This window comes from Methylobacterium oryzihabitans, assembly GCF_004004555.2.
Taxonomy (GTDB): domain Bacteria; phylum Pseudomonadota; class Alphaproteobacteria; order Rhizobiales; family Beijerinckiaceae; genus Methylobacterium; species Methylobacterium oryzihabitans.
Genome location: NZ_SACP01000003.1, coordinates 147,265 through 173,970 on the forward strand (window position 1 = coordinate 147,265; position 26,706 = coordinate 173,970).

Below are 26,706 nucleotides of genomic sequence, written 5' to 3' on the forward strand. Positions count from 1 at the left end.
CGCGTCAGCCTTCTGCAACGATTTTGCCCTCCGGTGCAGTCTGCTGCGCAGTCTTTCCCTCGGACAACCCCCGGACGCCTGCGATGCCGATCGACCCCCGCGCCCGCCGCTTCCTCGACATCGTCGCCATCGGGGCGGCCGGTCCCGCCACCGTCGCGGCCCGTCGCCGGGGACTCGCGGCACTCGCGCGCTTCGCCGGCCCGCCGGCTGCGGTCGCTGCGGTGAGCGAGGAGACCTGCCCCGGACCGGCCGGCGCGGTGGGGTTGCGGCTCTATCGCCCCCTCGACGCCGCGGAGCCGGGGCCCGGCCTCGTCTACCTGCATGGCGGCGGCTTCGTCGCCGGCGACCTCGACAGCCATGACGGGCTGTGCCGGGCGCTCGCGGCGGGGTCCGGCTGCCGCGTCGTGTCGGTGGCCTACCGGCTCGCCCCCGAGCATCCGTTCCCGGCCGCTCCCGAGGACGCCCTGGCGGCGCTCGCCCATGTCTCGGGCGAGGCCGGGCGGCTCGGCATCGACCCGGCGCGGCTCGCGGTCGGGGGCGACTCCGCCGGCGCCAACCTCGCGGCGCTGCTGTGCCTGGAGGCGCGCGACCGCGGCGGTCCGGCGGTCGCGGCTCAGCTCCTGCTGTGCCCGGTGCTCGACGCGGCGGGGGAGGGCGGCTCGCGCGCCGCCTTCGCCGAGGGCCACGGCCTCGACCGCGCCACCCTGGCGCGCGATCTCGCCGCCTATGCCGGCGCGCTCGATCCCTTCTATCCGCGGCTGTCGCCCCTGCGCGCCGCGAGCCTCGCCGGCCTGCCGCCGGCCCTGATCCACACCGCCGAGTACGACATGGTGCGCGACGACGGCGACGCCTACGCGCACCGGCTCGCGGCGGCCGGCGTGCCGGTGCGCCACACCTGCCATCCCGGCCTGATCCACGACTTCTATTCCCTCGGCGGCCTCATCCCGGTGGCCGCCGCGGCGCTGCGGGGAATCGCCGGGGAGCTGCGGGAGGTTCTGGCGGGGGGCTGACGGCATTTCGTTGCGCCCACCCGGCCGCCCGGCGCAACGAACCGGCCGGGCGCGGCGGCGAACGGGTCACGATCTGTCGCACCGCGCGGGCCAGCCATGTGACGCCGCCGCCGGAAGGGTATTCCCTCGGGTGATTCGCTTGGCTACAAGCCGGCCCGTCGCACGGCCGCTCCAGCGCCCGGAGCGTTCGCGTTTTCCAAACCAACAGCACGGGGGGCCGCCATGCGGGTCTATTACGATCGTGATGCGGACATCAATCTGATCAAGGGCAAGAAGGTCGTCATCGTCGGTTACGGAAGCCAGGGCCACGCCCACGCCCTCAACCTGCGCGATTCCGGCGTCAAGGACGTGATTGTCGCGCTGCGCAAGGGGTCGGCCAGTGCCAAGAAGGCCGAGGCCGAGGGCTTCCGGGTGCTCGAAGTCGCCGACGCCGCCCGCGAGGCCGACGTGGTGATGATGCTCACCCCCGACGAGCTGCAGGCCGAGATCTACCGCGACTCGCTCGCCCCCAACATGAAGCAGGGCGCCGCGCTGCTGTTCGCCCACGGCCTCAACGTCCACTTCAACCTGATCGAGCCGCGCGCCGACCTCGACGTGCTGATGGTCGCCCCGAAGGGCCCGGGCCACACCGTGCGCTCCGAGTACCTGCGCGGCGGCGGCGTGCCGACCCTGATCGCCATCGCCCAGGACGCCACCGGCAACGCCCACGACCTCGGCCTGTCCTACGCCTCGGCCAATGGCGGCGGCCGCGCCGGCATCATCGAGACCACCTTCAAGGAGGAGTGCGAGACCGACCTGTTCGGCGAGCAGGTCGTGCTCTGCGGCGGCCTCGTCGAGCTGATCAAGGCCGGCTTCGAGACCCTGGTCGAGGCGGGCTACGCCCCCGAGATGGCGTATTTCGAGTGCCTGCACGAGGTGAAGCTGATCGTCGACCTCATCTACGAGGGCGGCATCGCCAACATGAACTACTCGATCTCGAACACCGCCGAGTACGGCGAGTACGTGACCGGCCCGCGCATCATCACGCCCGAGACCAAGGCCGAGATGAAGCGGGTGCTCACCGACATCCAGTCGGGCATCTTCACCCGCAACTGGATGCTGGAGAACCGGGTCAACCAGACCTCGTTCAAGGCCACCCGCGCCCGCAACGCCGCCCATCCGATCGAGGAGGTCGGCGAGCGCCTGCGCGGCATGATGCCGTGGATCAAGGAGAAGGCACTGGTCGACAAGTCCAAGAACTGACCGACCGTCGCGGTCCGGCCGGGGAGTCCCGGCCGGCTTCCACGAGAGGCCGGCTTCCCCTGTACCCCGAGGGGTGGAGGCCAAGAAAAAAGGCCGCTCTTGCGAGCGGCCCGAAGTCTAGGGAGGAAACGCCCAAAGAGGGCAGCAGGGCCGCGACGCCATCGCGACCTTGCAATGCACAAGTTATATCGCGGCGCACAAAGCGCAACCCCCACTTGGAGGATCCCGGGCGCTACCGAAGCGTGGCCGGTCTGCGCGGGGCGCATGGAACGTCGCGATGGCGTCGAGAGCGGACGCCGCCGCCCGCGACCCGCTCCGCGCCGGCCGACGCGGTTCCGAGGTTGAGTCGCGCGGACGGTTTCGACCAAAGGGCGAGCCCGCGACCGGAACCCTCCCTCCCCGGCATCGGTTGCCGCCACACGAAACGACCGGAGGAAACCCGATGAGGATGACCACTCTCGCTGGCACCTGCGCGATCCTGGTGATGAGCGCGGCGGCGGCCGTGGCGGGGCCCTGCGCCCCGGGCCAGCAGGCGAACGCCCAGAACCGCAGCTCGACCGTCGATCCGCCCTCGACCGCCACGGTCACGCCCGGCGCCAAGGCCGAGTCGCCCGGCACGGTCGGCGCGATGCAGAACGTCGGCGCCAACGCCACCTCGCCGAGCGACGTCGCCAAGCAGAGCAAGGGTGAGAAGACCGCGGCGCAGGAAGCCAACAACTGCTGATCCCGAACGCCGCTCACGCGGCGGAACGAGAATCGTCGCCCGCGAACGGATGCGTTCGCGGGCTTTTTGATGGGTTCCGGCGGGTCGGAACCGGTTGGGTGCAGTGGCGGGACGGGAACTCGGACTTGCCGGCGACGATCCTGCCGCCCCCGACCCTCTCCCGCAGAAGGGGAGGGCTCGGGGGCTTCTCTCGTCCATCCTCCAACACCCGGCGAGACGCCCCGGCCCGCGCATCGCCCCGGGCTCTCGCACGCCACCATCCGCCTCAACCGAGCCCCGTCGCTCGACTGTCCTCCCGGCCCCCTGCCCCTGCGACACACCGGTCCCTGCACTGCCGCGGGACCGTTTCGTCACGATGGGCGTTGTCGGCGCACGAGGATGGAGGAGACGGTCATGACGACCAGGACCCCGGAGGAGGCGCGGGCTCAGATCGCGTTCGCCCTCGAAGCCAAGCGGCATTCGCTCGATGCCGCGACCGAGGCGCTGCGCGCCTCGCCCAACGACCCGATGGCGCGGCGCGAGGTGACGCGGCTGCGCGACGACATCGGCCGTCTGGAGATCCAGTTGCGCGGCGCGGAGGCGTGAGGATGGCGACGCAACATTCCGCGCAATCCGCCGGCAAAGGCCGGTGCCTACACCCCACCCATCGACGGATCGCGGGGGGCGGGTGATGGGCCGGACGATCGACGACATCCTGTTCGTGGGCAAGCTGGCGCTGATCGCGATGGTCGGCACCTGGCTGATGAGCGGGCACCGGCCCGCTCCCGCTCCCGAACCGGCGGTGATCGCCGTGGCCGATCCGGCGGCGTCCGACCCGCTGCAACCGGCGCCCGCAAGCGTGAACTGATCCCGGTCCGTCAGGCAGGGCAATCGCTTGAGAGCGATTGCCCTGGTTTTTTGCTTGGCCTCAGGCGCCGGCGTTCGCGTCCGCTCACTTGGCTCTCGCTCCGCTCTGCGTTCGAGCGGACATGCGTCCCCTCGAACCCGCTCCGCGGGGCGCTCTTCGCGCCCGCCATCGAGCGTCGCCCTGCGGGCGACCGCAGGACAATCGCTGAATCGATTGTCCTGGTCCGTCAGGCCGGGGGCCGTGCCTCGAAGGCCATGCGGGCCTGATTGTGACCGAGGTTGCGCGGCAGCCGGCGGGCCGCGAAGCCGGCGGCAGCGAGGCGGGCGAGCATCTCCGCCTCGCCGTAGCGGGACAGCCCGAGGCTGCGGCGCAGGGTGCGGTAATCGGACAGCGCGGTGCGGGCGAGCCCGGCGAGGGCCGCAGCCAGGAACCCGCCGCGATGCCCGAACGCCAGGAGCGCCCGCGCATCCGCCAGGGCCGACAGGTCCGGCGGGATGATGTCGGCGAGGATCAGTCGGCCGTCCCGGGCGAGCTTCCTGCGCCAGAGGACGAGGCAGGCCTCGAACTCGGCCGCGTCGAGATACTGTACCAGGGAGTTGGCGACGACGAGGTCGAGGCTCGCATCGGCCAGCGCCGGAAGATCCTCCGGCGCCAGCACGCTGACCCGGTCGTTTCCGGCGAAGCGGGCGTCGAGGGCGGCCCGCACCCGGGGGGCGCCGTCGCAGAGATGGAGCCGGGCGCAAGCCGCCGCGACCCGCTCGGCCGCGAGCGCCTCGCCGCAGCCGTGGTCGAGCACGCTGGCCCGGCGATGCGGCACCAGGGCCGCGACCTCCTCGGCGAGGCCGGCATAGTGCAGGGTCCGGTGGCGGTCGTTGACGTAGATCGCGCTGTCGCGGTTCCAGAACTCGCGCCAGGACCCGGCCATGGCGGCGCGTCAGCCGCCGATGAGCAGCGCCGAGACGGCGCGGTCGATCGACAGGTAGAACACCCCGAAGGCGACGAGGCCCGCGAGGGCGAACTCGGCGGCGTCGCTCGGCAGGGTGCGGAACTGGCGCAGGGTCTCGCGGCCGAAGGTGCTGGCGAGCCAGGCGAGCGCGAGGACGCACGGCATCACGAACAGGAACGACGCGGTGCTCTCGACCCGGCTGCCGAGGGGATCGACGAACGGCCGGATGTTGCGCACCCACGGCGCGTAGAGCGCCGCGACGCAGGCCGTGCTCCAGGCCAGGGCCGTCGCCACCCCGAGATGGAAGGTGAAGCTGCGGTGCAGGCGCGTGAAGGCGTCGTCGGCGGCGTCGTGGCGGATCACTGGCAAAGCCCCGGTCTCGGCCCCGCGACCTGCGTCGCTTGCGGGCGGTGGATGACCGGGGTCCTAGGTGGCGAGTTCGGGTTTTTTGTGACGCCGGAGGAACCGGCGCCACCGATCACGCGTTAGTGTTCTTGTGCTGGCGCATCAGATCGACGAAGCGCTCGAACAGGTAGTGGCTGTCGCGCGGGCCGGGCGAGGCTTCCGGGTGGTGCTGGACCGAGAAGGCCGGCCGGTCGGTGAGAGCGAGTCCGCAATTCGAGCCGTCGAACAGCGAGACGTGGGTCTCGACCGCGGTCTCCGGCAGGCTGTCGGGATCGACCGCGAAGCCGTGGTTCATCGACACGATCTCGACCTTGCCGGTGGTCTTGTCCTTCACCGGATGGTTGGCGCCGTGGTGGCCCTGGCTCATCTTCACCGTGCGCCCGCCGAGCGCGAGGCCCATGAGCTGGTGGCCGAGGCAGATGCCGAAGGTCGGCACCTTGCGCTCCAGCACCGCGCGGATCACCGGCACGGCGTATTCGCCGGTCGCCGCCGGGTCGCCGGGGCCGTTCGACAGAAAGACGCCGTCCGGGTTCCGGGCCAGCACCTCGTCGGCGGTCGCGGTCGCCGGCACGACGGTCACGTCGCAGCCGGCCTCGGTCAGCAGCCGCAGGATGTTGCGCTTCACGCCGTAATCGATGGCAACGACCTTCAGCCCAGTGCCCGGCGCCCGGCGGCCGTAGCCCTGGCCGCGCTGCCACACCGACTCGCCCCAGGCGGCCGATTCGCGGCTCGTCACCGGCGGCACGAGGTCGAGCCCTTCCATCGAGGGCAGGGCGCGGGCCTTGGCGACGAGCGCGTCGCGGTCGAACCGGCCCTCGGGGTCGTTGGCGATCACGGCGTTGGGCATGCCGCGGTCGCGAATCAGGGCGGTGAGCGCCCGGGTGTCGATGCCCGTGATGCCGACGATGCCGCGGGCCTTGAGCCAGGCATCGAGATGGCTCGACGAGCGCCAGTTCGACGGATTGGTCACCGCCGCGGCGATCACCGCGCCGCGCACGCCCGAGGCCGGCGCCGCGTCGAGGCTCTCGAGATCCTCGTCGTTCGTGCCGACGTTGCCGATATGCGGGAAGGTGAAGGTGACGATCTGGCCGGCATAGGACGGATCGGTGAGGATCTCCTGGTAGCCGGTCATCGCGGTGTTGAAGCAGACCTCGCCGGGGGCCTCGCCGGTGGCGCCGATGCCGAACCCGTCGAGGATCGTGCCGTCGGCGAGCGCCAGCACGGCGGTGACGACCGGCTCGGCCCAGCCTTCGTGATGCGCGGGCGCCGCGGCGCCGTCGTCTTGCAGCATGATCCTGATCTCGCTTATGTGCCGGCGGCGAGGGCCGGCGGGGCGGCCCGCGGGGCCGGCAGGGTGCTCCCGTTTAAGGGCGCCGCCGCGACGCGGTCAATGTGGGCGCCCGCCTCGACATCCTCAAGGTCAACGGAGATCGAACCATGCTGCGGGAGCGCCTCACCGCCGAGATGAAGGAGGCCATGAAGGCCGGCGACAAGGCGAAGCTCGCCACCGTCCGGATGATCCAGGCCGCTCTCAAGGACAAGGACATCGAGGCGCGCGGCCTCGGCAAGGAGCCGGCGAGCGAGGAGGAGATCTTCGCGCTGCTCCAGAAGATGATCAAGCAGCGCAACGAGTCCGCCGCGGTCTACGAGCAGGGCGGGCGCCCGGAACTCGCCGGGGCGGAGAAGGCCGAGGCCGCCATCGTCGCCTCCTTCCTGCCCCGGCAGATGGACGAGGCCGAGACCCGCGCGGCGGTCGAGGCCGCGATCGCGCAGACCGGCGCCGCCTCGCCCAAGGACATGGGCAAGGTCATCGCGGCCCTGAAGGCGAGCCATGCCGGGCGGATGGACTTCTCGAAGGTCAGCGGCGTGGTGAAGGGCCTGCTGGCCGGCTGAACCGGCCCGGACGCGCGAACCGGTCCGCGGCCGGTTCGCGCGAAGTCCGGCCGATCGCGCCGCCGCGGTCCACGGCGGAGAATCGGCGCGAGCACAGATCCCGGCCGCCGCCGCGGCGTCGCCCCCGGGATCCGGACAAGCTTCCGTGCGCGCGACAACGCGCGAATGATCGTCACGTCTCGGGTTTCCGCGCCGGGAAAGGCGCCAGAGCTTGCGACATCCACTCGGGGGCGGTCGGCCCTCGCGGATGATCGGGGCGACTTCACTGCGTCTTTCGTGCCGCCACGTCCGAGGACCGTCGCCGAATTGCCGCCTGACCTAGTCGAACACGTCATGATTGTGTCAGGTTCCGTTGGGTCAGTGCGATTTTTTCGCGACTCTACGGCCCGATGAGGCGAAAAGATCCAGGTTTTATTAAGCCGGCTGGACGATACTGCGAGCCTCCTCTCCATCGGATCCATGGGTCATGCTCGCGCGCGTCAGTATCCTCACGAAGTTCCTCGGGGTCATCGGAGCGATCGGTGTCATCATCGGCGGCTGCGTCTGGTACGCCACCGCCCAGATGACGGTGATCAACGACGCCTACTCGACGTTCCTGGACCGCGACGCGACCGGATGGGCGGCCACGCGGCGCCTCAACCGGCTGGTGTTCCAGACCAGCGACGCGGCCGGGCGGATGATCATCGAGACCGAACCGGACCGCATCCGCGAGGCCGCCGCGGCCTTCGACAAGATCGGGCCGGAATTCAAGACGGTGTTCGATATCATGCGCCAGACCCTGCCGGCGTTCCGCACCCGCGTCGATGCGATGTCGCGGGACATCGACCGCATGCTGGCCGAGGCCGCTCTGGTGCGCGACCTCGGCCAGCGCAACGCCAACGATGAGGCGCGGGAGCGGCTGCGCGAGAAGTTCGATCCGATACGCCGCGCGCTGTTCGGCTCCTCGCTCGAACTCGGCAACGACGTGGAGGCCGCGATCCGGAAGGGCTCGGACGCTCTCACCGTCCAGACCAACGCCGCGCGCCACATGACCATGCTGCTGTCGGGGGCCGCGATCGTCGTCGGCCTCCTGGCGGCGGTCGCGGTCGTGGTCGCCGGGATCACCGGCCCGATCAAGCGGCTGACCGCCGCCCTGCGCCGCATGGCCGGCGGCGAGACCGACGTCGAGACCGCGGAGGCCCGGCGCGGCGACGAGATCGGCGCGATCGGCCGCGCCGTCGAGGACATCAAGGCGCTGGTCGCCCGCACCGCCGCCGAGCAGGCCGAGACGCGCCGGCTCGCCGACGAGGCCGCGGCCGCGGAACGCCGCCGGGCGACGATCGCGCTCGCCGACGGCTTCGAGGCGGCGGTCGGCGGCATCGTCGGCGGGCTGGCGGCGTCCGCGACCGAGCTGCAGGCGACCGCCCGCACCATGGCCGGCACCGCCACGGAGACGGCGAGCCAGTCCACCGCCGTCGCCGCCGCGGCCGAGCAGGCGGCGGGCAACGTCGCGACGGTGTCCTGCGCCGCCGAGGAACTCGGTGCCTCCGTCCAGGAGATCGGCCGGCAGGTGAGCGGCTCGGCCGCCCTCGCGCAGAGCGCCGTCGCCGAGGCCGACGGGGCCGTCGAGATCGTGCAGGTGCTCAGCCGGACCGCGGCGCGGATCGGCGACGTCGTCGGGCTGATCTCCTCGATCGCGAGCCAGACCAACCTGCTGGCGCTGAACGCCACCATCGAGGCGGCGCGGGCCGGCGAGGCGGGCCGCGGCTTCGCCGTCGTCGCCGCCGAGGTCAAGGACCTCGCCGGGCAGACCGCGAAGGCCACCGCCGAGATCAGCGGCCAGATCGCCCAGATCCAGGCCGCCACCGAGCAGGCGGCCACCGCGATCGGCGGCATCACCGGCCGCATCCGCGAGATCAGCGGGGTCGCCAGCGGCATCGCGGCGGCGGTGGAGGAGCAGGGCGCGGCGACCCAGGAGATCGTGCGCAACGTCGCCCAGGCCGCCACCGGCACCGGCGAGGTGACGCGCAACATCGTCGGGGTGGCCGGCGCGGCGGAGGAGACCGGCGCCGCGTCGAGCCAGGTGCTCCACTCGGCCTCCGAGCTGTCGCGGCGCTCGGAGGAGCTGGGCGCCGAGGTGGGGCGCTTCCTCGCGACCGTGCGGGCGGCCTGAGGCAGGGCCGAGGCGGTCCGGGCCCACGGCCCGGGCCGCGTTAGGACTCCGCTGACCAAACCGCGCTATAGACCGGGTTCCGCCACACGGACCGACTCGTGCGCTATCCGCCCCACCTGCTGGAAGAGATCCGCAGCCGCCTGCCGGCCTCCGAGGTCGTCGGCCGGCGGGTGCGGCTGAAGAAGGCCGGGCGCGAATGGCGCGGCCTGTCGCCGTTCAACGCCGAGAAGACCCCATCCTTCTACGTCAACGACCAGAAGCAGTTCTACCACTGCTTCTCCTCGGGCAAGCACGGCGACGTCTTTCGCTTCCTGATGGAGACCGAGGGGGTGACGTTCCCCGAGGCGGTCGAGCGGCTCGCGGCGGAAGCCGGCGTGCCGCTGCCGGCGCCGAGCGAGGGCGCGCGCGAGAACGAGGAGCGCCGGCGCTCCGCCCTCGACGTGATGGAACTCGCCGCCGTCTTCTTCGAGGGCCAGCTCGCCGGGCGCGCCGGCGGGCGGGCGCGGGACTATCTCGCCGGGCGGGGCCTCGGCGGCGAGATCCGCGACCGCTTCCGCCTCGGCTACGCCCCGGGCGAGCGCCACGCGCTGCGCGACCACCTCGCCGGACGCGGCATCGCCGCCGAGACGATGATCGAGCTCGGCCTGCTCAAGGCCGGCGAGGACGTCGCAGTGCCCTACGACCGTTTTCGCGACCGGGTGATCTTCCCGATCCTCGACGTGCGGGGCCGGGTCATCGCCTTCGGCGGCCGGGCGCTCGGGCCGGACGCCAAGCCGAAATACCTCAACTCTCCGGAGACCCCGCTCTTCCACAAGGGTGCGGTGCTCTACAACCACCACGCCGCCCGGCAGGCCGCCCACAAGGCGGGCCGGGTGATCGCCGTCGAGGGTTACGTCGACGTCATCGCGATGACGATGGCCGGCCATCCCGAGGCGGTGGCGCCGCTCGGCACCGCGCTCACCGAGGACCAGCTCGCCCTGCTGTGGCGCATGGCCGACGAGCCGATCCTGTGCTTCGACGGCGACGGCGCCGGGCAGCGCGCCGCCTACCGGGCGGTCGACGTGGCGCTGCCGGCGATCGAGGCCGGCAAGTCCCTGCGCTTCGCGATGCTGCCCGAGGGCCAGGACCCCGACGACCTGCTTCGCTCCGGCGGCGCGGCGGCGATCGACCGGGTACTGGAGGCGGCACGGCCGCTGGTCGAGATGCTGTGGGCGCGCGAGAGCGAGATGATGCCGGCCGACACGCCCGAGCGCCGCGCCGGCCTCGCCCAGCGCCTGCGCGAGCGGGTCGGGGCGATCCGCGACGAGCGGCTGCGGCGCTACTACTACGACGACATCGGCGCCCGGCTGCGGGCCCTGGCGCCGGGCGGCGGGCCGCGGCGCGAGCCGGCCCGGGAGCGGACGCCGTTCGTGCCCCGGGGCCGCTTCGCCCCCGACCGGCCGGCCTCGCCGCGCCTGACCGTGCGGGCGAGCCCGCTGCTCGCCCGCTCGGCCCGCTTCGCCGGCGGGTCGTCGTCGCGCGAGGCGCTCATCATCGCGGCCTTGCTGCGCCACCCCGAACTGCTCGGCGACGAGGCGGAGGACCTGTCCGGCCTCGACCTCCAGAGCGCCGACGCCAAGGCCCTGTGCAGCCTGCTCCTCGACCACGCCGCCGAGGGCGAGGCCGGCGGCGCCGACCTGCTGGCCGGCCGCCTGGAGCGGGCCGGGCTGGCGGGGGCGGCCGAGCGGCTGGCCGCGCAGGTCGGGCCGGGCGACCGCTGGGCGCTGGAGCCCCACGCCGACCCGGTGCGGCTCGAAGACGCGCTCCGGCAGGCGATGATCTTGCACAGGAAGGCCGGAACGCTACATAGCGAACTCCGGGCCGCCGAGCGCGCCCTGGCCCAAGAGGAAACGGAGGCGAATTTCGCGTGGTTGCGCGACGTGAAGAGCCGCCTGTCCGTCGTGGCCGGCGCCGAGACCGAGGTTCCCGCGTCCGAGGAACCCGAATCCCGCGACGCGTGACTTCCGGGCCCGAACCGGGATAGTGAGCGGAAAACCGAGCGATCGGCTCGCGGAATCGTAGGCGTTCAGGGGCGGCTGGGCCGTGGGCTCCGCCGCCCGTCAGTACATCGCGGTGCCGCCGCGGCGGGACATCCCGCTCGGGCGCGCCGGCACCGGAAGCATAGGCTGAACATGGCGACGAAGGCAACGGAACGAGAAGAGACCGAAGCGGCTCCCGAGCAGCAGACCGACGGGCCGCTCCTCGACCTGACGGATGCCTCCGTCAAGCGGATGATCAAGCTCGCCAAGAAGCGCGGCTACGTCACCTACGACGAGCTCAACGAGGTGCTGCCGCAGGAGGAGTTCACCTCCGAGCAGATCGAGGACGTGCTCGGCCAGCTCTCCGAGCTCGGCGTCAACGTCGTCGAGGCCGAGGAGGCCGACGACGCCCAGGGCGAGGGCGCCGCCGGCGAGAGCGGCGGCGGCGAGGAGGAGGAGAGCACCGAGGGCGGCGAGGTGGCCGAGGTGTCGCCGGCGCGCCCGGTGGCCCTGCGCCCCGAGACCACCAAGGAGCCCACCGACCGCACCGACGACCCGGTGCGCATGTACCTGCGCGAGATGGGCTCGGTCGAGCTGCTCTCGCGCGAGGGCGAGATCGCCATCGCCAAGCGGATCGAGGCCGGGCGCGAGGCGATGATCGCCGGCCTGTGCGAGAGCCCGCTGACCTTCCAGGCGATCATCATCTGGCGCGACGAGCTCGTCGACGGCCGGGTGCTGCTGCGCGACATCATCGATCTCGAGGCGACCTATGCCGGGCCCGACGGCCGCGGCGGTCCGGTCGAGGGCGAGGCGGAAGCGGAGAGCGACGCTCCCGAGGGCGACGTGCCGTCGCCGGAGGGGGAGGGCGACGAGGACGACCTCGAGAACAACGTTTCGCTGTCGGCGATGGAAGCGGAGCTGAAGCCCCGCGTCCTCGAGACCTTCGACGCGATCGCCCAGAACTACCGCAAGCTGCGCACGGTCCAGGCCGCTCAGGCCGAGACCCGGCTCGCCCGCAGCGCCGACGAGGCCCAGGACCGGCAATACGTCGAGCTGAAGAGCCGCGTCGTCGCCGACGTGAAGTCGCTGTCGCTGAACGCCAACCGCATCGAGGCGCTGGTCGAGCAGCTCTACGACATCAACAAGCGGCTGATCTCGCAGGAAGGCAAGCTGATGCGGCTCGCCGAGAGCCACGGCGTGTCCCGCGACGAGTTCCTGCGCCACTACCAGGGCTACGAGCTCGACCCGCACTGGGTCGAGCGGGTGGCCAAGCTCGGCGGCAAGGGCTGGAAGAACTTCACCGAGCGCGGCACCAACGGCATCGCGGCCCTGCGCGAGCAGATCACCGCGCTCGCCTCCGAGACCGGCCTGGAGATCCAGGAGTACCGCAAGATCGTCCACATGGTCCAGAAGGGCGAGCGCGAAGCCCGTCAGGCCAAGAAGGAGATGATCGAGGCCAACCTCCGGCTCGTGATCTCGATCGCCAAGAAGTACACCAACCGCGGCCTGCAGTTCCTGGACCTGATCCAGGAGGGCAACATCGGCCTGATGAAGGCGGTCGACAAGTTCGAGTATCGCCGCGGCTACAAGTTCTCGACCTACGCGACGTGGTGGATCCGGCAGGCGATCACCCGCTCGATCGCCGACCAGGCGCGGACGATCCGCATTCCGGTCCACATGATCGAGACGATCAACAAGATCGTCCGCACCTCGCGCCAGATGCTGCACGAGATCGGCCGCGAGCCGACCCCGGAGGAACTGGCCGAGAAGCTGGCGATGCCGCTGGAGAAGGTGCGCAAGGTCCTCAAGATCGCCAAGGAGCCGATCTCCCTCGAGACGCCGATCGGCGACGAGGAGGATTCCCACCTCGGCGACTTCATCGAGGACAAGAACGTCGTCCTGCCGATCGACGCGGCGATCCAGTCGAACCTGCGCGAGACCACCACCCGGGTGCTCGCCTCGCTCACCCCGCGCGAGGAGCGGGTGCTGCGCATGCGCTTCGGCATCGGCATGAACACCGACCACACCCTCGAAGAGGTCGGCCAGCAGTTCTCGGTCACCCGCGAGCGCATCCGCCAGATCGAGGCCAAGGCCCTGCGCAAGCTCAAGCACCCGAGCCGGTCGCGCAAGCTGCGCAGCTTCCTCGACAACTGACCCGGACGAGCCCGGCGGAGACGATTCTCCGCCGGGGCATCGCTTCAGCGGGCCGGCGGCTCGACGATGAGCGCGACCGCGCGGCGCACGAGCGGCAGCACCAGCAGCAGCGTCGGGAAGCCGACGATCCAGGACGCGCCCCAGGCTCGCGACCAGTGGCCGAGGAATTCGGGATGCGGTCCGAGGCTCATCAGCGTCGAGAGGCCGGAGATGATGAAGGTCATCATCACCGACAGCAGCAGAGGCATGACCAGCGGCGCGGTGCGCGCCGGCAATCTGCGAAAACGAAAGGCCATCATCGAGCGTCTTTCGGAACGGGCTTCCGGCCGGGCCTGAGGCATCGCTTGCATCGACCCGAGCGGGAAGGCCGGGGACCCTGCGTTGCCTGACGTGAGACGCTTACGGCCGGCGCTCGGGAAGCGCGACGGAGCGTGGCTAGCATCGCGCCGTCCGGCTGCCAAGCCCCGGTGCGCGTTGCCCATGGGACGCGGGCTGCTACGCTCCATCCTTCGACCACCAAACCCCTCCGTGGTCGATGGATGGAGCACGGACGACGATCCGCCCCTCTCGCCGCACGGCCAAGCCTTGCCGTCCCGGACGGGAGAGCCCATCTGCCCCCCATGCCCGCCGCCGACGCCTCCGCTTCCTCCGCTCCGCCGCCGACGGCGCAGGCGGACGGGTCGGAGGCGAGCGCCATCCCGGTCGGGTCGATCCGGGCCTGCGTCGCGCTGCGCGACTGGCTGCTCAGCGAGGGGGCCAGGATCCCGGAGGCGAGCGACCTCCTGTCCGGCATGGCCCGGCGCCTCATCGACCTCGGCCTGCCGGTCGACCGCGCCACCACCGCCATCGACGCGCTGCATTCCGACTATTCCGGCATCGGCCGGTTCTGGACCCGCGAGAGCGGGGTGACGATCCGGCTGTTTCCCCACGGCGAGGCGAGCGAGCAGGCGCTCGCCGCGAGCCCGTTCGCCCACGTCTACGCCACCGGCGAGTGGCTGCTCCTCGACCTGCGCGAGACGCCCGACGACCGCTTCTCGATCATCCCGGAACTGAAGGCGGAGGGCTACGTACACTACCTCACGGTGCCGCTGTTCTTCACCAACGGCACCAAGAACGGCGTCACCTTCGCGACCCGCGACCCCGACGGCTTCAGCGACGAGCACCTCGCGGTCCTGCGCTTCGTCGTGCCGACGCTGTCGGCCGTGATGGAGATGCGCGCGGTCAATTCCCGCCTCGACCACGTCCTGCGGGTCTATGTCGGCGACGGGCCGCATCAGGCGATCCTGTCGGGCATCATCCGGCGGGGGCAGGTCCAGCGCATCCGCTCGGCGATCCTGTTCGCCGACATGCGCGGCTACACCCACCTCACCGACGCCCTGACGCCCGAGGAGTCGGTCGAACTGCTCAACACCTATTTCGACTGCCTCGTGCCGCCGATCGAGAGCGAGGGCGGCGAGGTCTTGAAGTACATGGGCGACGGCCTGCTGGCGATCTTCCGCGAGAGCGGCGACGACCTCGGCGGGGCCGCCCAGGGCGCGCTCACCGCGGCCCAGAACGCCCTGCGCCGCCTCGACGAGGCCAACCGCGCCGGCCGCTTCGCTACCCGGATCGAGGCGGGAATCGGCCTGCATCACGGCGAGGCCGCCTACGGCAATGTCGGCTCCGGCGCCCGGCTCGACTTCACCGTCATCGGGCGCGACGTGAACCTCGCCAGCCGGCTCGCCAAGCTCAACAAGATCCTGAGCGAGCCGCTGCTGATGTCGAAGCCGTTCGTCGACTTCCTGTGGGGCGATCCCGAGCCGCTCGGCACCCATCCCCTCGACGGCTTCGCCGAGGAGATGGAGATCTACCGTCCGGGCAAGTCTGGTTGACTGCTGACCTCAGGCGCCGGCGTTCGCGTCCGCTCACTTGGCTCTCGCTCCGCTCTGTGTTCGAGCGGACATTCGTCCCCTCGAACCCGCTCCGCGGGGCGCTTTTCGCGCCCGCCATCAAGCGTCGCCCTTCGGGCGACCCCAGGGCAATCGCCGACGCGATTGCCCTCTCGGGTTGACGGCGCGCCCGCCGGCGCCCACATAACGGTCCGTTCCAGGGAGATCCCCGACAAGGGGCTGAGACACCGCTGGACCGAGGCCGTCACGGCCGCCGGTCGGCGCGGAAATCCTTCGAACCTGATCCGGCTCATACCGGCGTAGGGATTGGACGGGGTCCGCGAGACCCGGCGCTTTCACCGCAGGCAGGCGCAGTTCCGATCTCGACGGGCCACCGTGGAGACGAGGTTGCGCATCGAACCCCCATCGCCCCTCGGCCGGCGGCGCATCGCCGAGCCGGTGCCGGCCGCCGACGACCGGCTGCCGGAGCGTGCCGACGTCGCGATCGTCGGCGCCGGGCTGATCGGCCTGTCGGTCGCGTGGCGGCTGGCGGCGGCGGGCCTCGCCGTCGCGGTGATCGAGCGCGGCCGGGCCGGCGACGGCGCCAGCCTCGCGGCGACCGGCATGCTGGCGGCGGCGGCCGAGCACGAGCCGGGCGGCGAGGCGCTGCTGCCGCTCTGCCTCGAGAGCCAGCGCCTGTGGCACCCGTTCCGCGACGACCTCGAAGCGGCGTCGGGCCTGTCCATCGACTACCGCCGCGAGGGCACGCTCGTCGTCGCCCTCGGCCGCGACGAGGTCGAGCGCCTGCGCTTCCGCCATGAGCTTCAACGCCGCGACGGCCTCGCGGTCGAGTGGCTGTCCGGCCCCGCTATCCGCGCCCGCGAGCCGGGCCTGCGCCCGACCGTCACCGCCGGGCTGTTCTGCGCCGACGACCATCAGGTCGACCCCGCCCGGGTGATGGCGGCCCTGCGGCTCGCCCTGCGGGCCGCCGGCGGGCGGCTGATCGAGGGCTGTAGCGTCGAGGCGCTGGAGCGCGAGGGCGGCCGGGTCGTCGGCCTGCGCACGGGCGCCGGTGCGGTGCGGGCCGCCACCACGATCATCGCCTCGGGCGCCTGGGCCGGGGAGGGCGGCCTGCTGCCCGACCTCGCCCTGCCGGTCCGCCCGCTCAAGGGCCAGTCGATGGCGCTCGCCGTCACCCCGCGCAGCGGCGGCATCGACCATGTCGTCTGGACCGAGCAGGTCCACATGGCGCCCAAGGGTGACGGCACCCTCATCGTCGGCGCCACCGTCGAGGAGACCGGCTTCGACCCCGACCTCACCGCCGGCGGCCTGTTCGCCCTGCTGGAGGGCGCCCGCCGCGCCCTGCCGGGCATCGAGGAGATGCGGATCGCCGGGATCTGGAGCGGCTACCGCCCGACCTCGGACGACGACGCGCCGATCCTCGGCGAGGCGGCGCCCGGGCTGGTCCTGGCGGCCGGCCACCACCGCAACGGCTACCTGCTCGCCCCGGTCACCGCCGCGGCGATCGCCGGGCTCCTGGTCGGCGGGGCGCTGCCGCCGGTCGCCGCGCCGTTCGGCCTCGCCCGCTTCCGCTCCGGAGGGACCGCATGAAGCTCCACGTCAACGGCGAGCCCCGCGACAGCGCGGCCGCCACCCTCGACGCCCTGTGGCGCGAGGAGACCGCCGACCTCGACCTGCCCGGCCCGCAGGGCTTCGCCATCGCGCTCAACGGCGCGGTGGTGCGCCAGCGCGACTGGACCGCGACCGCCCTGTCCGAGGGCGACCGCGTCGAGATCGTCCGCGCGATGCAGGGCGGCTGACACCAGAACCCCGGGAGAGAACCCATGACCGACGCCTACGACGACCCCCTGACCATCGCCGGCACGAGCCTCGCGTCGCGCCTGCTGATCGGCACCGCCGGCTACCCGACCCAGGCGATCATGAGCGAGGCCGTGCGGGAGAGCGGCGCCGAGGTGGTGACGGTCTCGATCCGCCGCATCTCGCTGCACGGCCACGGCTCCGACACGGTGTCCCGCCTCAAGGGCCACCGCTTCCTGCCCAACACCGCCGGCTGCGAGACCGCCCGCGACGCGGTCACCACCGCCGAACTCGCCCGCGAGGCGCTCGGCACCAACTGGATCAAGGTCGAGGTGATCGGCGACCGCGAGACGCTGTATCCCGACGTCGCCGAGACCCTGGAGGCGACGCGCCAGCTCGTCGATGCCGGCTTCGTCGTGCTGCCCTATTGCAACGACGACCCGGTGGTGTGCAGCCGCCTCGCCGATCTCGGAGCCGCCGCGGTGATGCCGATGGGCTCGCTGATCGGCTCGGGCATGGGCGTCGCCAACCCGGCCAACCTCGAACTGATCTGCCGGCGCTCGCCGGTGCCGGTGATCGTCGATGCCGGCATCGGCACCGCGTCGGACGCGGTGATCGCGATGGAACTCGGCGCCGCGGCGGTCCTGCTGAACACCGCGGTCGCCAAGGCCGACGATCCGGTGGCGATGGCCCGCGCCATGCGCCACGCCGTCGAGGCCGGCCGCCTCGCCCACCGGGCCGGGCGGATCCCGCGCCGCGCCCGGGCCGAGCCGTCGAGCCCGCAGCTCGGCCTCGTCGGCTCGTGAGCCTGCCGTCCCGGCTCCTCGTCGTCACCGACCGCCACGGCGCGGCGACGCCGCTGACCGACCGGGTCGCGGCGGCCCTGGCCGGCGGGGCGCGCTGGATCTGGCTGCGCGACCGCGACCTGCCCGAGGCCGAGCGCGCCGCCCTCGCGGAGGAGGTCGCCGGGCTGGTCGGCCGGGCCGGCGGCAGCCTCGCCATCGGCCGCGACGTGGAACTGGCGGCGCGGCTCGGCGCCGGCGGGGTCCATCTCGGCGGTGCCGACGGGGTGCCGGTGGCCCGCGTCCGCCTCGGGGGGGGAGCCGTGATCGGCGTGTCGGCCCACTCCCTCGCCGAGGTCGCCGCGGCCCGGGACGCCGGTGCCGACTACGCGACGCTCAGCCCGATCTTCGCGACCGCGAGCAAGCCCGGCTACGGCCCCGCCCTCGGCCTGGAGGCCCTGCGTGCCGCCGCCGCGACCGGGCTGCCGGTGCTGGCGCTCGGCGGCATCGATCCGGGCACCGCCGCCTCCTGCCGCGCCGCAGGGGCGAGCGGCGTCGCGGTGATGGGCGGCGTGATGGCGGCGGAGGATCCCGGTGCGGCGGTGCGGGCGCTGCTCGCTGCTCTGTGATGCGGTTGTCGGACGCGCCGTTCCGAGAACCCTCTCCTGAGCCGGCGCGTGAGCGAAGCCGGTTTCTGCATCGCGAAGCGATCATTCAGAAATCGTATCGTCAGCCCGCGCGGCGCATGAGCGAAGCCGAAATCCGCATCGCGAAGCGATCAATCGGATTTCGTATGAAACAATCGATCGGCAGCCGGATGAGGCGGATCACTCGGTGCGCCGGGACGACGGCACCGGCATCCAACGGCTCGGGCAGGATCCGGCCATCGCCGGATCCTGCCCGAAATCCTGAGCGTGCCACCTGAGCGGCGAGGCGGTCGTCGCCTCGCCGCCGTCCGCGCTAGAGTGCCGCGTAGCCGCCCGGGATCGGGTAGCTCAGCGCGCCCCGGTCGAAGGCGGCCGCGAAGCTGTCGCCGACGCCCTTTGTCGTGACGGCTGGGAACAGGCTCGTGCTACCGGACGGGAGGTCGTAGCCGCCGGTGCCGGCGACCGGGTCGGCGCCGTTGGCCCAGGCCCCGCCGTTGACGGCGAGGTAGAGCTTTCCCGCCACCAGATCGGCGCAGACCCGCACCACCGAACCTGTCGCCAGGAACGCGAGGCCGCTCACGTTCGGGATTTCGGTCCCATTGATGTAGAGCCTACCGTTGTTAAGCAGGCCCACCGCGCCGCTGCCCGATTGGAACAGGTGGGTGCCGGACCCGAGGGCCGCTGGCGCGAGGCCGATGGCGGCCCGGCCGTTCGCCGCGGGCGGCGTGACGCCAAGGGTCGTGACCTCGAAGTACACCTTGCGGCCGGTGATCGCCTTCGTCGCCTTGATGGTGCGATTGGTCGCGCCCTGGCCGGAGGCGACGGACACCGTCAGGTTGGCGTTGGAGAGCACCAGCCCGGCCGCCAGCGCGGCCGGGTTCCAGGTCTCGCTGAGCACCGCGTAGCCGGCCGGGATCGGGTAGTTGATCGAGCCTCCATCGACCAGGAGGGTGAATCTGTCGCCGACGCCCCTTGTCGTGACGGCCGGGAACAGGCTCGTGCTGCCGGACGGGAGGCTGTAGCCGCCGGTGCCGGCGACCGGGTCGGCGCCGTTGGCCCAGGCCCCGCCGTTGAGGGCGAGGTAGAACTTCCCCGCCACCCGATCGACGCAGACCCGTATCACCGAGCCTGCCACCAGGAACGGGAGGTTCGGCGATGCCTGGTTCGCAGGTGGTGCAGCCCCGTTGATGAGCAGTGCTCCGCTGTTGAGCAGGCTCACTCCGCCTGCACCGGACTGGTACAGGGTGGTGCCGGAGCCGAGCGTCGCCGGTGCGAGGCCGATGGCGGATCGGCCGTCGGCCGGGGCCGTGACGCCGAGCGCCTTGACTTCGAAGTACGCCTTCTGGTCGGTGATCGCCCGCGTGGCCTTGATGGTGCGTACGATCGCACTCTGGTTGGCTTCGACCGAGACGGTCAGGTTCACGTCCGAGAGTTCAAGGCCGGCCGGAAGCGCGGTCGGGCTCCAAGTCGCGCTGCTCACCGGAAACGGGTTCATCTCCCTCGTGACCGGAATCGTCACGATCGCTGCCGTCTTCTTGGTGATGTCGCTACGCATCGTAGCGATCAGGGGAACCTTGTAACCCCGCTGACCGCCGCCGATGTCCTGCGCACCGGCGTAGTTCAGCGCCTTGAGCCCACGCAGGAGACGCGCGCCACGGATGCGGAAGCGCCCTCCGAGCGAGCCGCCGTGGTCCTCGTCGAGGGTCACATCGACGATCTGGTCCTCCTGCCCGTGCGGGCAGCGGATCCAGCCGAGTTGGGCATCTTTGGGGGTGTTCTCGGAGAACGACGTGGGTGACGGCTCCACGGTCGGAGCCGGCGGCGCCGACGCCGTGGTGAGCCGGTCCATGACGTAGCCGCTCCCGACCTGGGACCGCTGGACGATGTCGCGCTCGGTCGTGTCGCCGCCCTGGCACGGGTCGAGATTGCAGCGGCCGAACATCTTGCCCTCGGCCGGCCATGTCAGGAAGCGCTGCCCCGCCACGGTCTGGTCGATCGACCCCGTCTCGTCACCGTTGCATCGGCTGCCGGCCGGCGGGTGGACGACGCTTGTGCCGTCCTCGTCCAGGTCCAGTTCGATTCTGACCTCGTTGCCGAAGTTGACCTCGGTGAGTCTGCGGGGACACTGCGCCGCGAAATCGTCACGACCCATGGGGCCGCCCGCCGATTGGTCCGACTCGTTGCAGTAGAGAGTGAAGTTTCTGTTGTCGTAGGGGATGATCTCCTGGCGCCGCCGAATGTTGATGCTGTCATATTCGAGCCCGCTCGATCCGGTTTCCACCTTGAAGCGCAGCCCGCCGATGGTGTGGTCGTAGCTGTGATGAGTGTCGGTGCACCGATAATACCGTACGGTGCCGTTGCGGCTGTTGTTGTCGCACTGGTCGAAATCCGCGTGCGACGACAGCGAGTAGCGATCGGTGAACTTACCATGCATCGTCACGACGAGGTCGGGATACGAGTTGCCGACCTGAAGACCGGATGCGCCACGATTCGTGAAGTCGGAAACATCGACCGTGAAGGTGCTGGCGCCGGTTGCGGTCACCGGAAGATCGGTGCCGACGAGCGTCTTGGGCAGCGAGCGGCCGAACAGGCGGACCGTCTTCAAGCCGAGATCGGGGTTCGTGTTGAGGCCGGGGCTGTTGTGGGGCGCCTCGGTCGTGATCGTTGCGACGCCGGTCTGGGAGATGACGAGAGAACAGCTTGCCGCCTTGGTGAACGATTGGAGCACGAACGGCTCGTCGGTCGGCGGCTTGAGCGGCTCGATCTGGCCCTGGGCGTTCAGCGGCGGAAAGCGCGATGTGATGCCCGTCTGGTAGGTAATCGTGCTCGCATCGACGACCGTCGGCACCCACACGCCCCCGAGGCGGCGCACGACGCTTCCATCTGTCAGGGTTTCGTAGGGCGCGAAGCAGACGTTGATCCGGGTGTGCGTCCCTGCGACGAGGCCGTGACCCGGCGCCTTCAGGGTGACGACGCCCAGTCCATCGCGGCTGATCTCCGTGATCGGCGTGGAGGCGCGGACGTAGTCCTGCCCGTCCCCCCGAACGTTGTTGGGAAGTTCCGTAGGTCCGCCGTCGAACGGAAAATAGGAACCGTGACGCCCGCGGGAATAGATGTTCTGGTAGGTGTGGGTCTGGCGTGGAAAGTCGGCCTTGAACTGGTCGTGAGCCAACACTCCGTTGAGATCTGAATATTTTTTCTTGAATGTGAGGCCGGCGGTGCCGTTGAAGACCTCGATCGTACCCTCGTGCGTCGGCTCGACCGGCGCGGGTTTGGTAACGAACACTCCAGGCGTCGTCAGGCGATAGAGCCGCAGCGACGGCGTGATGATCAGCGAGCCGACGTGGAATCTCGAGAAATCGGCGAGCGTCGTGGGATTCCAGAGATGCGGTCCCTGGATCGAGTAATGTTGATCGTCGGCGCCGCCGAGCGACCCGTCGAACACGCAGCCCTCGACGTGGCGCCGGCCGAGCGGCCCCATGTAGTAGGTGATCTTGGGCGCGCCGATGGTTGGGGCAGCGGTGCGCTCGATTCCCACCATCACGATATGGCGGCCGTACAGAATCCAGCCCGACGAATGCCCCTTGGCCGGGTGCCCACCGGCGGCCGTGATGAGGACGTCCTGCTCGTCGATGTCGTAGATCGCCGGGTCGCGGCGCTCCTCGAAGAAGTCCGGGCGCAGCGGCATCGTGTCGACGCCTGTTCCCGGACGCGCGGGATGGGCAGCGACACCGGGCTCGATCGGGTTGACGAGCGGTGGGTGGGCGTAGCGGCGCAGAGCCGGGGCGGCGGTCGATGCCGCGGTCTGATCGACGGTCGCGGAGGAGAAGGTGTCGGTGGAGTTCGTCATCGGTCTCTCGTCACAAGGGAGAAGGTCCCGGCGTCGGCCGCCGTGGACGGGATCCGGAAGCGCTCGGGCTGACCCCCGACGTCCCCGTCCGCCGACCGCTGAATGGCCGGTGGATGGACCGTATCCACACTTTCGTGGTTTGCAACGCAAAAACGTGGACATGATTCCATATTTTTATGGAAATGTCCTTGGTGATCCCTAATTTGCGAGAGGTTTGAGGACGATGGCCGATTCTAGCGACGCATCCGCGAGGCCGGTCTTCGGTTTCCATGATTTCATGGATGACCGGCTTCGAGACCGCATCAGCCAAGCGGTCACGAAGCTGGGCGGCTCCACGGCGGCCGGCGAGATCGTGGGCGTCTCCGACGAGGCGATCGGCCGTTGGCGCCGCGGGCCGACCAAACCGCCCTTCCCGGGAGTCGTGGCCTTGTGCCGGGCGGCGAAATTCCGCGTCGAATGGATGGCAACAGGCGAGGGGCCCCGTGACACCGGATCGTCGGATGAGGTACCAGGAGGAACCAAACAGGAACAAATAGGAAGTGGCATGGTCCAGTCGCCGACTCAGACGCTCCCTGCCTCAGGGTTCGTCATGCTGCCCCGCCTGCACGTCGAGGCCTTGGCGGGGCGTGGGGCGGTGCCTCCGGACGACGAGACTGCGGGGACGATCGCCCTGAAGGAAGGATTTCTGCGTGGCCTCGGCGTGCAACCGCGGAATGCCCACGTTCTTCCGATCAGAGGCGACTCGATGTACCCGACGCTGAAGAGTGGTGACGTGGTGATCGTCGACACCTCGGTGATCGACGTCTTGGAGGAGGGCCTCTACACGCTGGTGATCGGGGGCATGGTCCGGGCCAAACGGCTTCAGCCGCTCGCGGGCGGCGGCGTGCGGGTCATCAGCGACAACAAGGCCGAGGGCTACGCCGACGAGGTCGTGTCCCGGGCCGATCTCGATGGTCTGCGGATCGTCGGCCGCATCAAGGGGATGCTGCGCCAGCTCGACGGCGATTGAGGCGGCGCCGGCGTTGCCGGGTTCCCCGATCCGCAACGGATCTCGGGCGTTGGTCCGTGCGGGATGCGCGATCACCGGTCCCGCTACGGTGTCGGCAGGACCAGGAGTTGTCATGAAGGCGATCGTCGTGCGCGCCCCGGGCGGCCTCGACCGGCTGGAAATCGCGGAGCGGCCCGATCCCGGCGCCCCCGGACCCGGCGAGATCCGGGTCGCGATCCACGCCACCTCGCTCAACTACCACGACCTGATCGTGGCGAGCGGCCGGTCGCCGTCCGAGGACGGCCGGGTGCTGATGTCGGACGGGGCCGGCGTGGTCGAGGCGGTCGGCCCCCACGTCGCCGAGTTCAGGCCCGGCGACTCGGTCGTGTCGTGCTTCTTCCCGCAATGGCCGGACGGCGCGCCCCGCGGCTCGGTCGGGGGCTTCTCGGAGACCCCCGGCGATGGCGTCGACGGCTTCGCGGTCCGACACGCGGTCCGGCCGGTCGGTGCCTTCACCCACGCGCCGAAGGGCTGGAGCCACGCGGAGGCCGCCACCATCACCACCGCGGGCCTGACCGCGTGGCGCGCCCTCGTCGGCGACGGCGCCCTCAAGGCCGGCGACACCGTGCTCGCCCTCGGCACCGGCGGCGTCGCGATCCTGGCGCTCCAGATCGCCAAGCTGATGGGCGCAGCGGTGATCGTGACCTCGTCCTCCGACGAGAAGCTGGAGCGGGCCCGGGCGCTGGGCGCCGACCACACCATCAACTACCGGCAGCACGCCGACTGGGGCGCCAGGGCACGCGAATGGACCGGCGGCGTCGGCGTCGACCACGTCATCGAGCTCGGCGGCCCCGGCACCCTGGCGCAGTCGATCCAGGCGGTGCGGGTCGGCGGCCACATCTCGCTCATCGGCGTGCTGACCGGCCGCAGCGGCGAGGTGCCGACCTCGGTGCTGATGGCCAAGCAGGCCCGGCTGCAAGGGCTGATCGTCGGCAGCCGGCGCCAGCAGCAGGACTTCGTCGCGGCGCTCAGCCTGTCGGCCCTGCGCCCGGTGATCGACCGGACCTTCGCGTTCGAGGATCTGGCCGAGGCGTTCCGCACCCAGGAAGCCGCGGCGCATTTCGGCAAGATCTGCGCCGAGTGGTGACGGCGCAGGGTCAGGCTGCCCGCAGCACCCGCCCGTCATGGCCGGCGATGCGCAGGTCGACGAGGCTGCCGGGCGCGACGGCCTCGGAGAGGCGCACCGGGAAGAACCCCTCGGTGCGCCCGACCCCGCCATGCTCGGCCAGCACCCGGCGCATCCGTCCGACCTCGCCGTCGAGGCGGTCCGCCAGGGCGCGGGCTCCGGCCTCGCGCAGGCGGGCGGCGCGGGCGCGGATCTCCGCCTCGGGCACCGGCGGCATCCGGGCCGCCGGCGTGCCGGGCCGGGGCGAGTACGGGAAGACGTGCAGGTGCGCCAGCCCGCATTCCGCCACCAGGTCGAGGGAGCGGGCGAACTGCGCCTCGGTCTCGGTCGGGAAGCCGGCGATGAGGTCGGCGCCGAAGACCGCGTCCGGCCGCAGGCGCCGCACGGTCTGGCAGAACCGGACCGCGTCGTCGCGGCCGTGGCGGCGCTTCATCCGCTTGAGGATCAGGTCGTCGCCGGCCTGGAGCGACAGGTGCAGATGCGGCATCAGCCGCGCCTCCTCGGCCAGCGCATCGAGGAGGTCGGCATCGGCCTCGACGGAATCGATCGAGGACAGACGCAGCCGGTCGAGGTCCGGCACCGCCCGCAGGATGCGCCGGACGAGGCCGCCGAGGCCGAACCCTTCCGTGAGGTCGCGGCCCCAGGCGGTGAGATCGACCCCGGTCAGCACCACCTCGCGGCTGCCCGCCGCCACGAGGTCGCGGATCTGCGCGATGACGGTCCCGGACGGCACCGAACGCGAGTTGCCGCGGCCGACCGGGATCACGCAGAAGGTGCAGCGGTGGTCGCAACCGTTCTGCACCGGCACGAAGGCCCGGGTGCGGCCGGCCGGGCGGACCGGCGCCGGGCTCGCCGCCCGGGCGAGGCCCGTCATCGCGTCGATCTTCACCCGCTCGCCCGTGTCGAGCCCGTCCCAGGTGGTGCGGTGCAGCTTGGCGTCGTTGCCGACGAGCGCCGCCACCTCCGGCATCGCCGCGTAGGCGGCAGTCTCGATCTGGGCGCCGCAGCCGGTGACGACGATCCGGGCGCCGTCCCGCGCCCGGGCGCGGATTGCCTTGCGCGCCTGCCGGCCGGCCTCGGCGGTGACCGCGCAGGTGTTGACCACGACGAGGCCGTCGTGCCCGGCGGCCTCGGCCTCGCGGCGCACGACCTCGCCCTCGGCGGTGTTGAGGCGGCAGCCGTAGCTCAGCACCTCGACCGGCATCAGGCCGCCCCGGCAAAGAGGTCCAGTGCGAAGGTGCCCTCCCATTCCAGCTCGGTCGGGCCGGTCATCCGGACGTGGTCGTCCCCGCCCCAGGCGATGCCGAGGTCGCCGCCGGGCAGGCTCACCACCGCCTCGCGGCCGGTGAGCCGCAGGCGCGCGGCCGCCACCAGGGCGGCGCAGGCGGCGGTGCCGCAGGCCCGGGTCAGTCCGGCGCCGCGCTCCCAAACCCGCAGGACGATACGGCCGCGGTCGCGGACCTGCGCGATCGAGATGTTGGCCCGGTCGGGGAAGATCGGGTGGGCTTCGAGCAGCGGGCCGATCCGGCCGAGGTCGTAGGTCTCCGGGTCGCGCTCGACGAAGAACACCGCGTGCGGGTTGCCCATGCTGACGGCGCCCGGCGAGTGCAGCACCGGATCGTCGATCGGGCCGATCTGCAGCTCGATGCGGCGGGTGTCGGGAAACGGCTCGGCCAGCGGGATCTCGTCCCAGCGCAGGCGCGGCGCCCCCATGTCGACGGTGAAGTCGGTCGCCGAGACGCGCTCGACCCGCAGGAGGCCGCCGCGCCCCTCCAGCAGCAGCCGGCCCTCCGGGGCCGGGCGGGCCATGACGGGATCGTCCATCATCGCCCAGGCGACGCAGCGGGTGCCGTTGCCGCAGGCGCCGGCCTCCGACCCGTCGGTGTTGTAGATCCGCAGGGCCGCGTCGACGCCCGGCACCGAGGAATCGTGCAGCACCATGAGCTGGTCGAAGTGCGAGCGCGGGTCGGCGGCGATCGCCCGGGCCTCGTCGGGCCGGACCCGGTCGGCGCAGCCGCGCAGGTCGAGCACCACGATCTCGTTGCCGAGGCCGTTCATCTTGAGGAAGCGGCGATGGGCGAGGGGGCTCATGGCGATGTCCGGGTGGCGATGCCGGCTATATGGGACAGAACGGTTCCCGGCGCGAGCCGCGAAACCGCGGCCTCGCCGGAACGCC

The 26,706-nt window shown here is 71.5% G+C and carries 23 protein-coding genes and 1 riboswitch; of the genes, 16 read left to right on the plus strand and 7 right to left on the minus strand.

Annotated elements, in window-relative coordinates; all coding sequences use genetic code 11:
- The first annotated feature begins 83 nt into the window (after positions 1–83).
- The 5 genes from EOE48_RS04645 to EOE48_RS29080 all read left to right on the plus strand — a co-directional run bounded on the left by EOE48_RS04645 (position 84) and on the right by EOE48_RS29080 (position 3,823).
- On the plus strand, positions 84–1,010 hold the full coding sequence (locus tag EOE48_RS04645) for an alpha/beta hydrolase (RefSeq protein WP_127727617.1): 927 nt from the start codon (positions 84–86) through the stop codon (positions 1,008–1,010).
- Positions 1,011–1,232: 222 nt separating this feature from the next.
- Positions 1,233–2,252, plus strand: coding sequence for a ketol-acid reductoisomerase (gene ilvC, locus EOE48_RS04650; RefSeq protein ID WP_127727618.1), 1,020 nt, complete (start codon positions 1,233–1,235; stop codon positions 2,250–2,252).
- Positions 2,253–2,700: 448 nt separating this feature from the next.
- Complete coding sequence (locus EOE48_RS04655) at positions 2,701–2,976, plus strand: hypothetical protein (RefSeq protein ID WP_246153953.1); 276 nt, start codon at positions 2,701–2,703, stop codon at positions 2,974–2,976.
- 393 nt (positions 2,977–3,369) lie between these two features.
- The gene (locus tag EOE48_RS04660; protein ID WP_127727620.1) at positions 3,370–3,561 is read left to right on the plus strand and encodes a hypothetical protein; all 192 of its coding nucleotides are present in this window, start codon (positions 3,370–3,372) and stop codon (positions 3,559–3,561) included.
- A gap of 85 nt (positions 3,562–3,646) precedes the next feature.
- Complete coding sequence (locus tag EOE48_RS29080) at positions 3,647–3,823, plus strand: hypothetical protein (RefSeq protein ID WP_187371315.1); 177 nt, start codon at positions 3,647–3,649, stop codon at positions 3,821–3,823.
- A 226-nt stretch (positions 3,824–4,049) separates the two neighbouring features.
- Here EOE48_RS29080 and EOE48_RS04665 read toward each other — a convergent pair whose 3' ends face one another.
- The 3 genes from EOE48_RS04665 to carA all read right to left on the minus strand — a co-directional run bounded on the left by EOE48_RS04665 (position 4,050) and on the right by carA (position 6,465).
- On the minus strand, positions 4,050–4,748 hold the full coding sequence (locus EOE48_RS04665) for a class I SAM-dependent methyltransferase (protein WP_127727621.1): 699 nt from the start codon (positions 4,746–4,748) through the stop codon (positions 4,050–4,052).
- 9 nt (positions 4,749–4,757) lie between these two features.
- Positions 4,758–5,129, minus strand: coding sequence for a hypothetical protein (locus EOE48_RS04670; protein WP_127727757.1), 372 nt, complete (start codon positions 5,127–5,129; stop codon positions 4,758–4,760).
- 118 nt (positions 5,130–5,247) lie between these two features.
- A complete protein-coding gene (gene carA, locus EOE48_RS04675) occupies positions 5,248–6,465 on the minus strand; it encodes a glutamine-hydrolyzing carbamoyl-phosphate synthase small subunit (RefSeq protein WP_127727622.1) in 1,218 nt (405 codons plus the stop codon).
- Positions 6,466–6,611: 146 nt separating this feature from the next.
- Between carA and EOE48_RS04680 the strand changes: the two genes are divergently transcribed.
- The 4 genes from EOE48_RS04680 to rpoD all read left to right on the plus strand — a co-directional run bounded on the left by EOE48_RS04680 (position 6,612) and on the right by rpoD (position 13,391).
- A complete protein-coding gene (locus EOE48_RS04680; RefSeq protein WP_127727623.1) occupies positions 6,612–7,067 on the plus strand; it encodes a GatB/YqeY domain-containing protein in 456 nt (151 codons plus the stop codon).
- A gap of 466 nt (positions 7,068–7,533) precedes the next feature.
- A complete protein-coding gene (locus tag EOE48_RS04685) occupies positions 7,534–9,219 on the plus strand; it encodes a methyl-accepting chemotaxis protein (RefSeq protein WP_127727624.1) in 1,686 nt (561 codons plus the stop codon).
- A 98-nt stretch (positions 9,220–9,317) separates the two neighbouring features.
- The gene (gene dnaG, locus EOE48_RS04690) at positions 9,318–11,219 is read left to right on the plus strand and encodes a DNA primase (RefSeq protein WP_127727625.1); all 1,902 of its coding nucleotides are present in this window, start codon (positions 9,318–9,320) and stop codon (positions 11,217–11,219) included.
- A gap of 171 nt (positions 11,220–11,390) precedes the next feature.
- Positions 11,391–13,391, plus strand: a complete 2,001-nt coding sequence (gene rpoD, locus EOE48_RS04695) for an RNA polymerase sigma factor RpoD (RefSeq protein WP_127727626.1) — start codon at positions 11,391–11,393, stop codon at positions 13,389–13,391.
- A 44-nt stretch (positions 13,392–13,435) separates the two neighbouring features.
- Here the strand turns inward: rpoD and EOE48_RS04700 are convergent, their stop codons facing one another.
- Entirely contained in the window at positions 13,436–13,690 is a 255-nt protein-coding gene (locus EOE48_RS04700; protein WP_127727627.1) for a DUF2798 domain-containing protein, read from the minus strand.
- A gap of 321 nt (positions 13,691–14,011) precedes the next feature.
- Between EOE48_RS04700 and EOE48_RS04705 the strand changes: the two genes are divergently transcribed.
- From EOE48_RS04705 to EOE48_RS04725, 5 genes are all read left to right on the plus strand, one after another.
- On the plus strand, positions 14,012–15,262 hold the full coding sequence (locus EOE48_RS04705; protein ID WP_127727628.1) for an adenylate/guanylate cyclase domain-containing protein: 1,251 nt from the start codon (positions 14,012–14,014) through the stop codon (positions 15,260–15,262).
- A gap of 207 nt (positions 15,263–15,469) precedes the next feature.
- Positions 15,470–15,604: riboswitch (TPP riboswitch) on the plus strand.
- Positions 15,605–15,673: 69 nt separating this feature from the next.
- Complete coding sequence (thiO, locus tag EOE48_RS04710; RefSeq protein WP_127727758.1) at positions 15,674–16,870, plus strand: glycine oxidase ThiO; 1,197 nt, start codon at positions 15,674–15,676, stop codon at positions 16,868–16,870.
- The gene (gene thiS, locus EOE48_RS04715) at positions 16,867–17,079 is read left to right on the plus strand and encodes a sulfur carrier protein ThiS (protein ID WP_127727629.1); all 213 of its coding nucleotides are present in this window, start codon (positions 16,867–16,869) and stop codon (positions 17,077–17,079) included. Before thiO ends, thiS begins: the two co-directional genes overlap by 4 nt.
- Positions 17,080–17,103: 24 nt before the next feature.
- Entirely contained in the window at positions 17,104–17,883 is a 780-nt protein-coding gene (gene thiG / locus EOE48_RS04720) for a thiazole synthase (protein ID WP_127727630.1), read from the plus strand.
- Entirely contained in the window at positions 17,880–18,488 is a 609-nt protein-coding gene (locus EOE48_RS04725) for a thiamine phosphate synthase (protein ID WP_127727631.1), read from the plus strand. Before thiG ends, EOE48_RS04725 begins: the two co-directional genes overlap by 4 nt.
- Positions 18,489–18,819: 331 nt before the next feature.
- On the opposite strand, the gene EOE48_RS04730 is transcribed toward EOE48_RS04725, so the two are convergent.
- Complete coding sequence (locus tag EOE48_RS04730) at positions 18,820–22,356, minus strand: SPRY domain-containing protein (RefSeq protein ID WP_127727632.1); 3,537 nt, start codon at positions 22,354–22,356, stop codon at positions 18,820–18,822.
- Positions 22,357–22,579: 223 nt separating this feature from the next.
- On the opposite strand from EOE48_RS04730, the gene EOE48_RS04735 reads away from it, so the two are divergent.
- Together EOE48_RS04735 and EOE48_RS04740 are read left to right on the plus strand one after the other, a co-directional pair.
- The gene (locus tag EOE48_RS04735; RefSeq protein ID WP_127727633.1) at positions 22,580–23,365 is read left to right on the plus strand and encodes a S24 family peptidase; all 786 of its coding nucleotides are present in this window, start codon (positions 22,580–22,582) and stop codon (positions 23,363–23,365) included.
- Positions 23,366–23,477: 112 nt separating this feature from the next.
- Positions 23,478–24,491: a zinc-dependent alcohol dehydrogenase family protein gene (locus EOE48_RS04740; protein WP_127727634.1), complete on the plus strand. Its 1,014-nt coding sequence runs from the start codon at positions 23,478–23,480 to the stop codon at positions 24,489–24,491.
- 10 nt (positions 24,492–24,501) lie between these two features.
- On the opposite strand, the gene mtaB is transcribed toward EOE48_RS04740, so the two are convergent.
- Positions 24,502–25,734 carry a tRNA (N(6)-L-threonylcarbamoyladenosine(37)-C(2))-methylthiotransferase MtaB gene (gene mtaB, locus EOE48_RS04745; RefSeq protein WP_127727635.1) on the minus strand — a complete coding sequence of 411 codons (1,233 nt, stop codon included), beginning with the start codon at positions 25,732–25,734 and terminating at the stop codon, positions 24,502–24,504.
- Positions 25,734–26,621, minus strand: coding sequence for a diaminopimelate epimerase (gene dapF, locus EOE48_RS04750; protein WP_127727636.1), 888 nt, complete (start codon positions 26,619–26,621; stop codon positions 25,734–25,736). Before dapF ends, mtaB begins: the two co-directional genes overlap by 1 nt.
- Positions 26,622–26,706: the final 85 nt, after the last annotated feature.

What these genes read in the sequence shown, in the direction of transcription:
- carA (WP_127727622.1), bottom strand. Translation starts at nt 6,465, where the DNA reads ATGCTGCAAGACGACGGCGCCGCGGCGCCCGCGCATCACGAAGGCTGG.
- EOE48_RS04665 (WP_127727621.1), bottom strand. Translation starts at nt 4,748, where the DNA reads ATGGCCGGGTCCTGGCGCGAGTTCTGGAACCGCGACAGCGCGATCTAC.
- EOE48_RS04740 (WP_127727634.1), top strand. Translation starts at nt 23,478, where the DNA reads ATGAAGGCGATCGTCGTGCGCGCCCCGGGCGGCCTCGACCGGCTGGAA.
- EOE48_RS04705 (WP_127727628.1), top strand. Translation starts at nt 14,012, where the DNA reads ATGCCCGCCGCCGACGCCTCCGCTTCCTCCGCTCCGCCGCCGACGGCG.
- EOE48_RS04655 (WP_246153953.1), top strand. Translation starts at nt 2,701, where the DNA reads ATGACCACTCTCGCTGGCACCTGCGCGATCCTGGTGATGAGCGCGGCG.
- ilvC (WP_127727618.1), top strand. Translation starts at nt 1,233, where the DNA reads ATGCGGGTCTATTACGATCGTGATGCGGACATCAATCTGATCAAGGGC.
- dapF (WP_127727636.1), bottom strand. Translation starts at nt 26,621, where the DNA reads ATGAGCCCCCTCGCCCATCGCCGCTTCCTCAAGATGAACGGCCTCGGC.
- EOE48_RS04645 (WP_127727617.1), top strand. Translation starts at nt 84, where the DNA reads ATGCCGATCGACCCCCGCGCCCGCCGCTTCCTCGACATCGTCGCCATC.
- EOE48_RS29080 (WP_187371315.1), top strand. Translation starts at nt 3,647, where the DNA reads ATGGGCCGGACGATCGACGACATCCTGTTCGTGGGCAAGCTGGCGCTG.
- thiS (WP_127727629.1), top strand. Translation starts at nt 16,867, where the DNA reads ATGAAGCTCCACGTCAACGGCGAGCCCCGCGACAGCGCGGCCGCCACC.
- EOE48_RS04735 (WP_127727633.1), top strand. Translation starts at nt 22,580, where the DNA reads ATGGCCGATTCTAGCGACGCATCCGCGAGGCCGGTCTTCGGTTTCCAT.
- EOE48_RS04700 (WP_127727627.1), bottom strand. Translation starts at nt 13,690, where the DNA reads ATGATGGCCTTTCGTTTTCGCAGATTGCCGGCGCGCACCGCGCCGCTG.
- EOE48_RS04730 (WP_127727632.1), bottom strand. Translation starts at nt 22,356, where the DNA reads ATGACGAACTCCACCGACACCTTCTCCTCCGCGACCGTCGATCAGACC.
- EOE48_RS04685 (WP_127727624.1), top strand. Translation starts at nt 7,534, where the DNA reads ATGCTCGCGCGCGTCAGTATCCTCACGAAGTTCCTCGGGGTCATCGGA.
- EOE48_RS04680 (WP_127727623.1), top strand. Translation starts at nt 6,612, where the DNA reads ATGCTGCGGGAGCGCCTCACCGCCGAGATGAAGGAGGCCATGAAGGCC.
- thiG (WP_127727630.1), top strand. Translation starts at nt 17,104, where the DNA reads ATGACCGACGCCTACGACGACCCCCTGACCATCGCCGGCACGAGCCTC.
- rpoD (WP_127727626.1), top strand. Translation starts at nt 11,391, where the DNA reads ATGGCGACGAAGGCAACGGAACGAGAAGAGACCGAAGCGGCTCCCGAG.
- EOE48_RS04660 (WP_127727620.1), top strand. Translation starts at nt 3,370, where the DNA reads ATGACGACCAGGACCCCGGAGGAGGCGCGGGCTCAGATCGCGTTCGCC.
- mtaB (WP_127727635.1), bottom strand. Translation starts at nt 25,734, where the DNA reads ATGCCGGTCGAGGTGCTGAGCTACGGCTGCCGCCTCAACACCGCCGAG.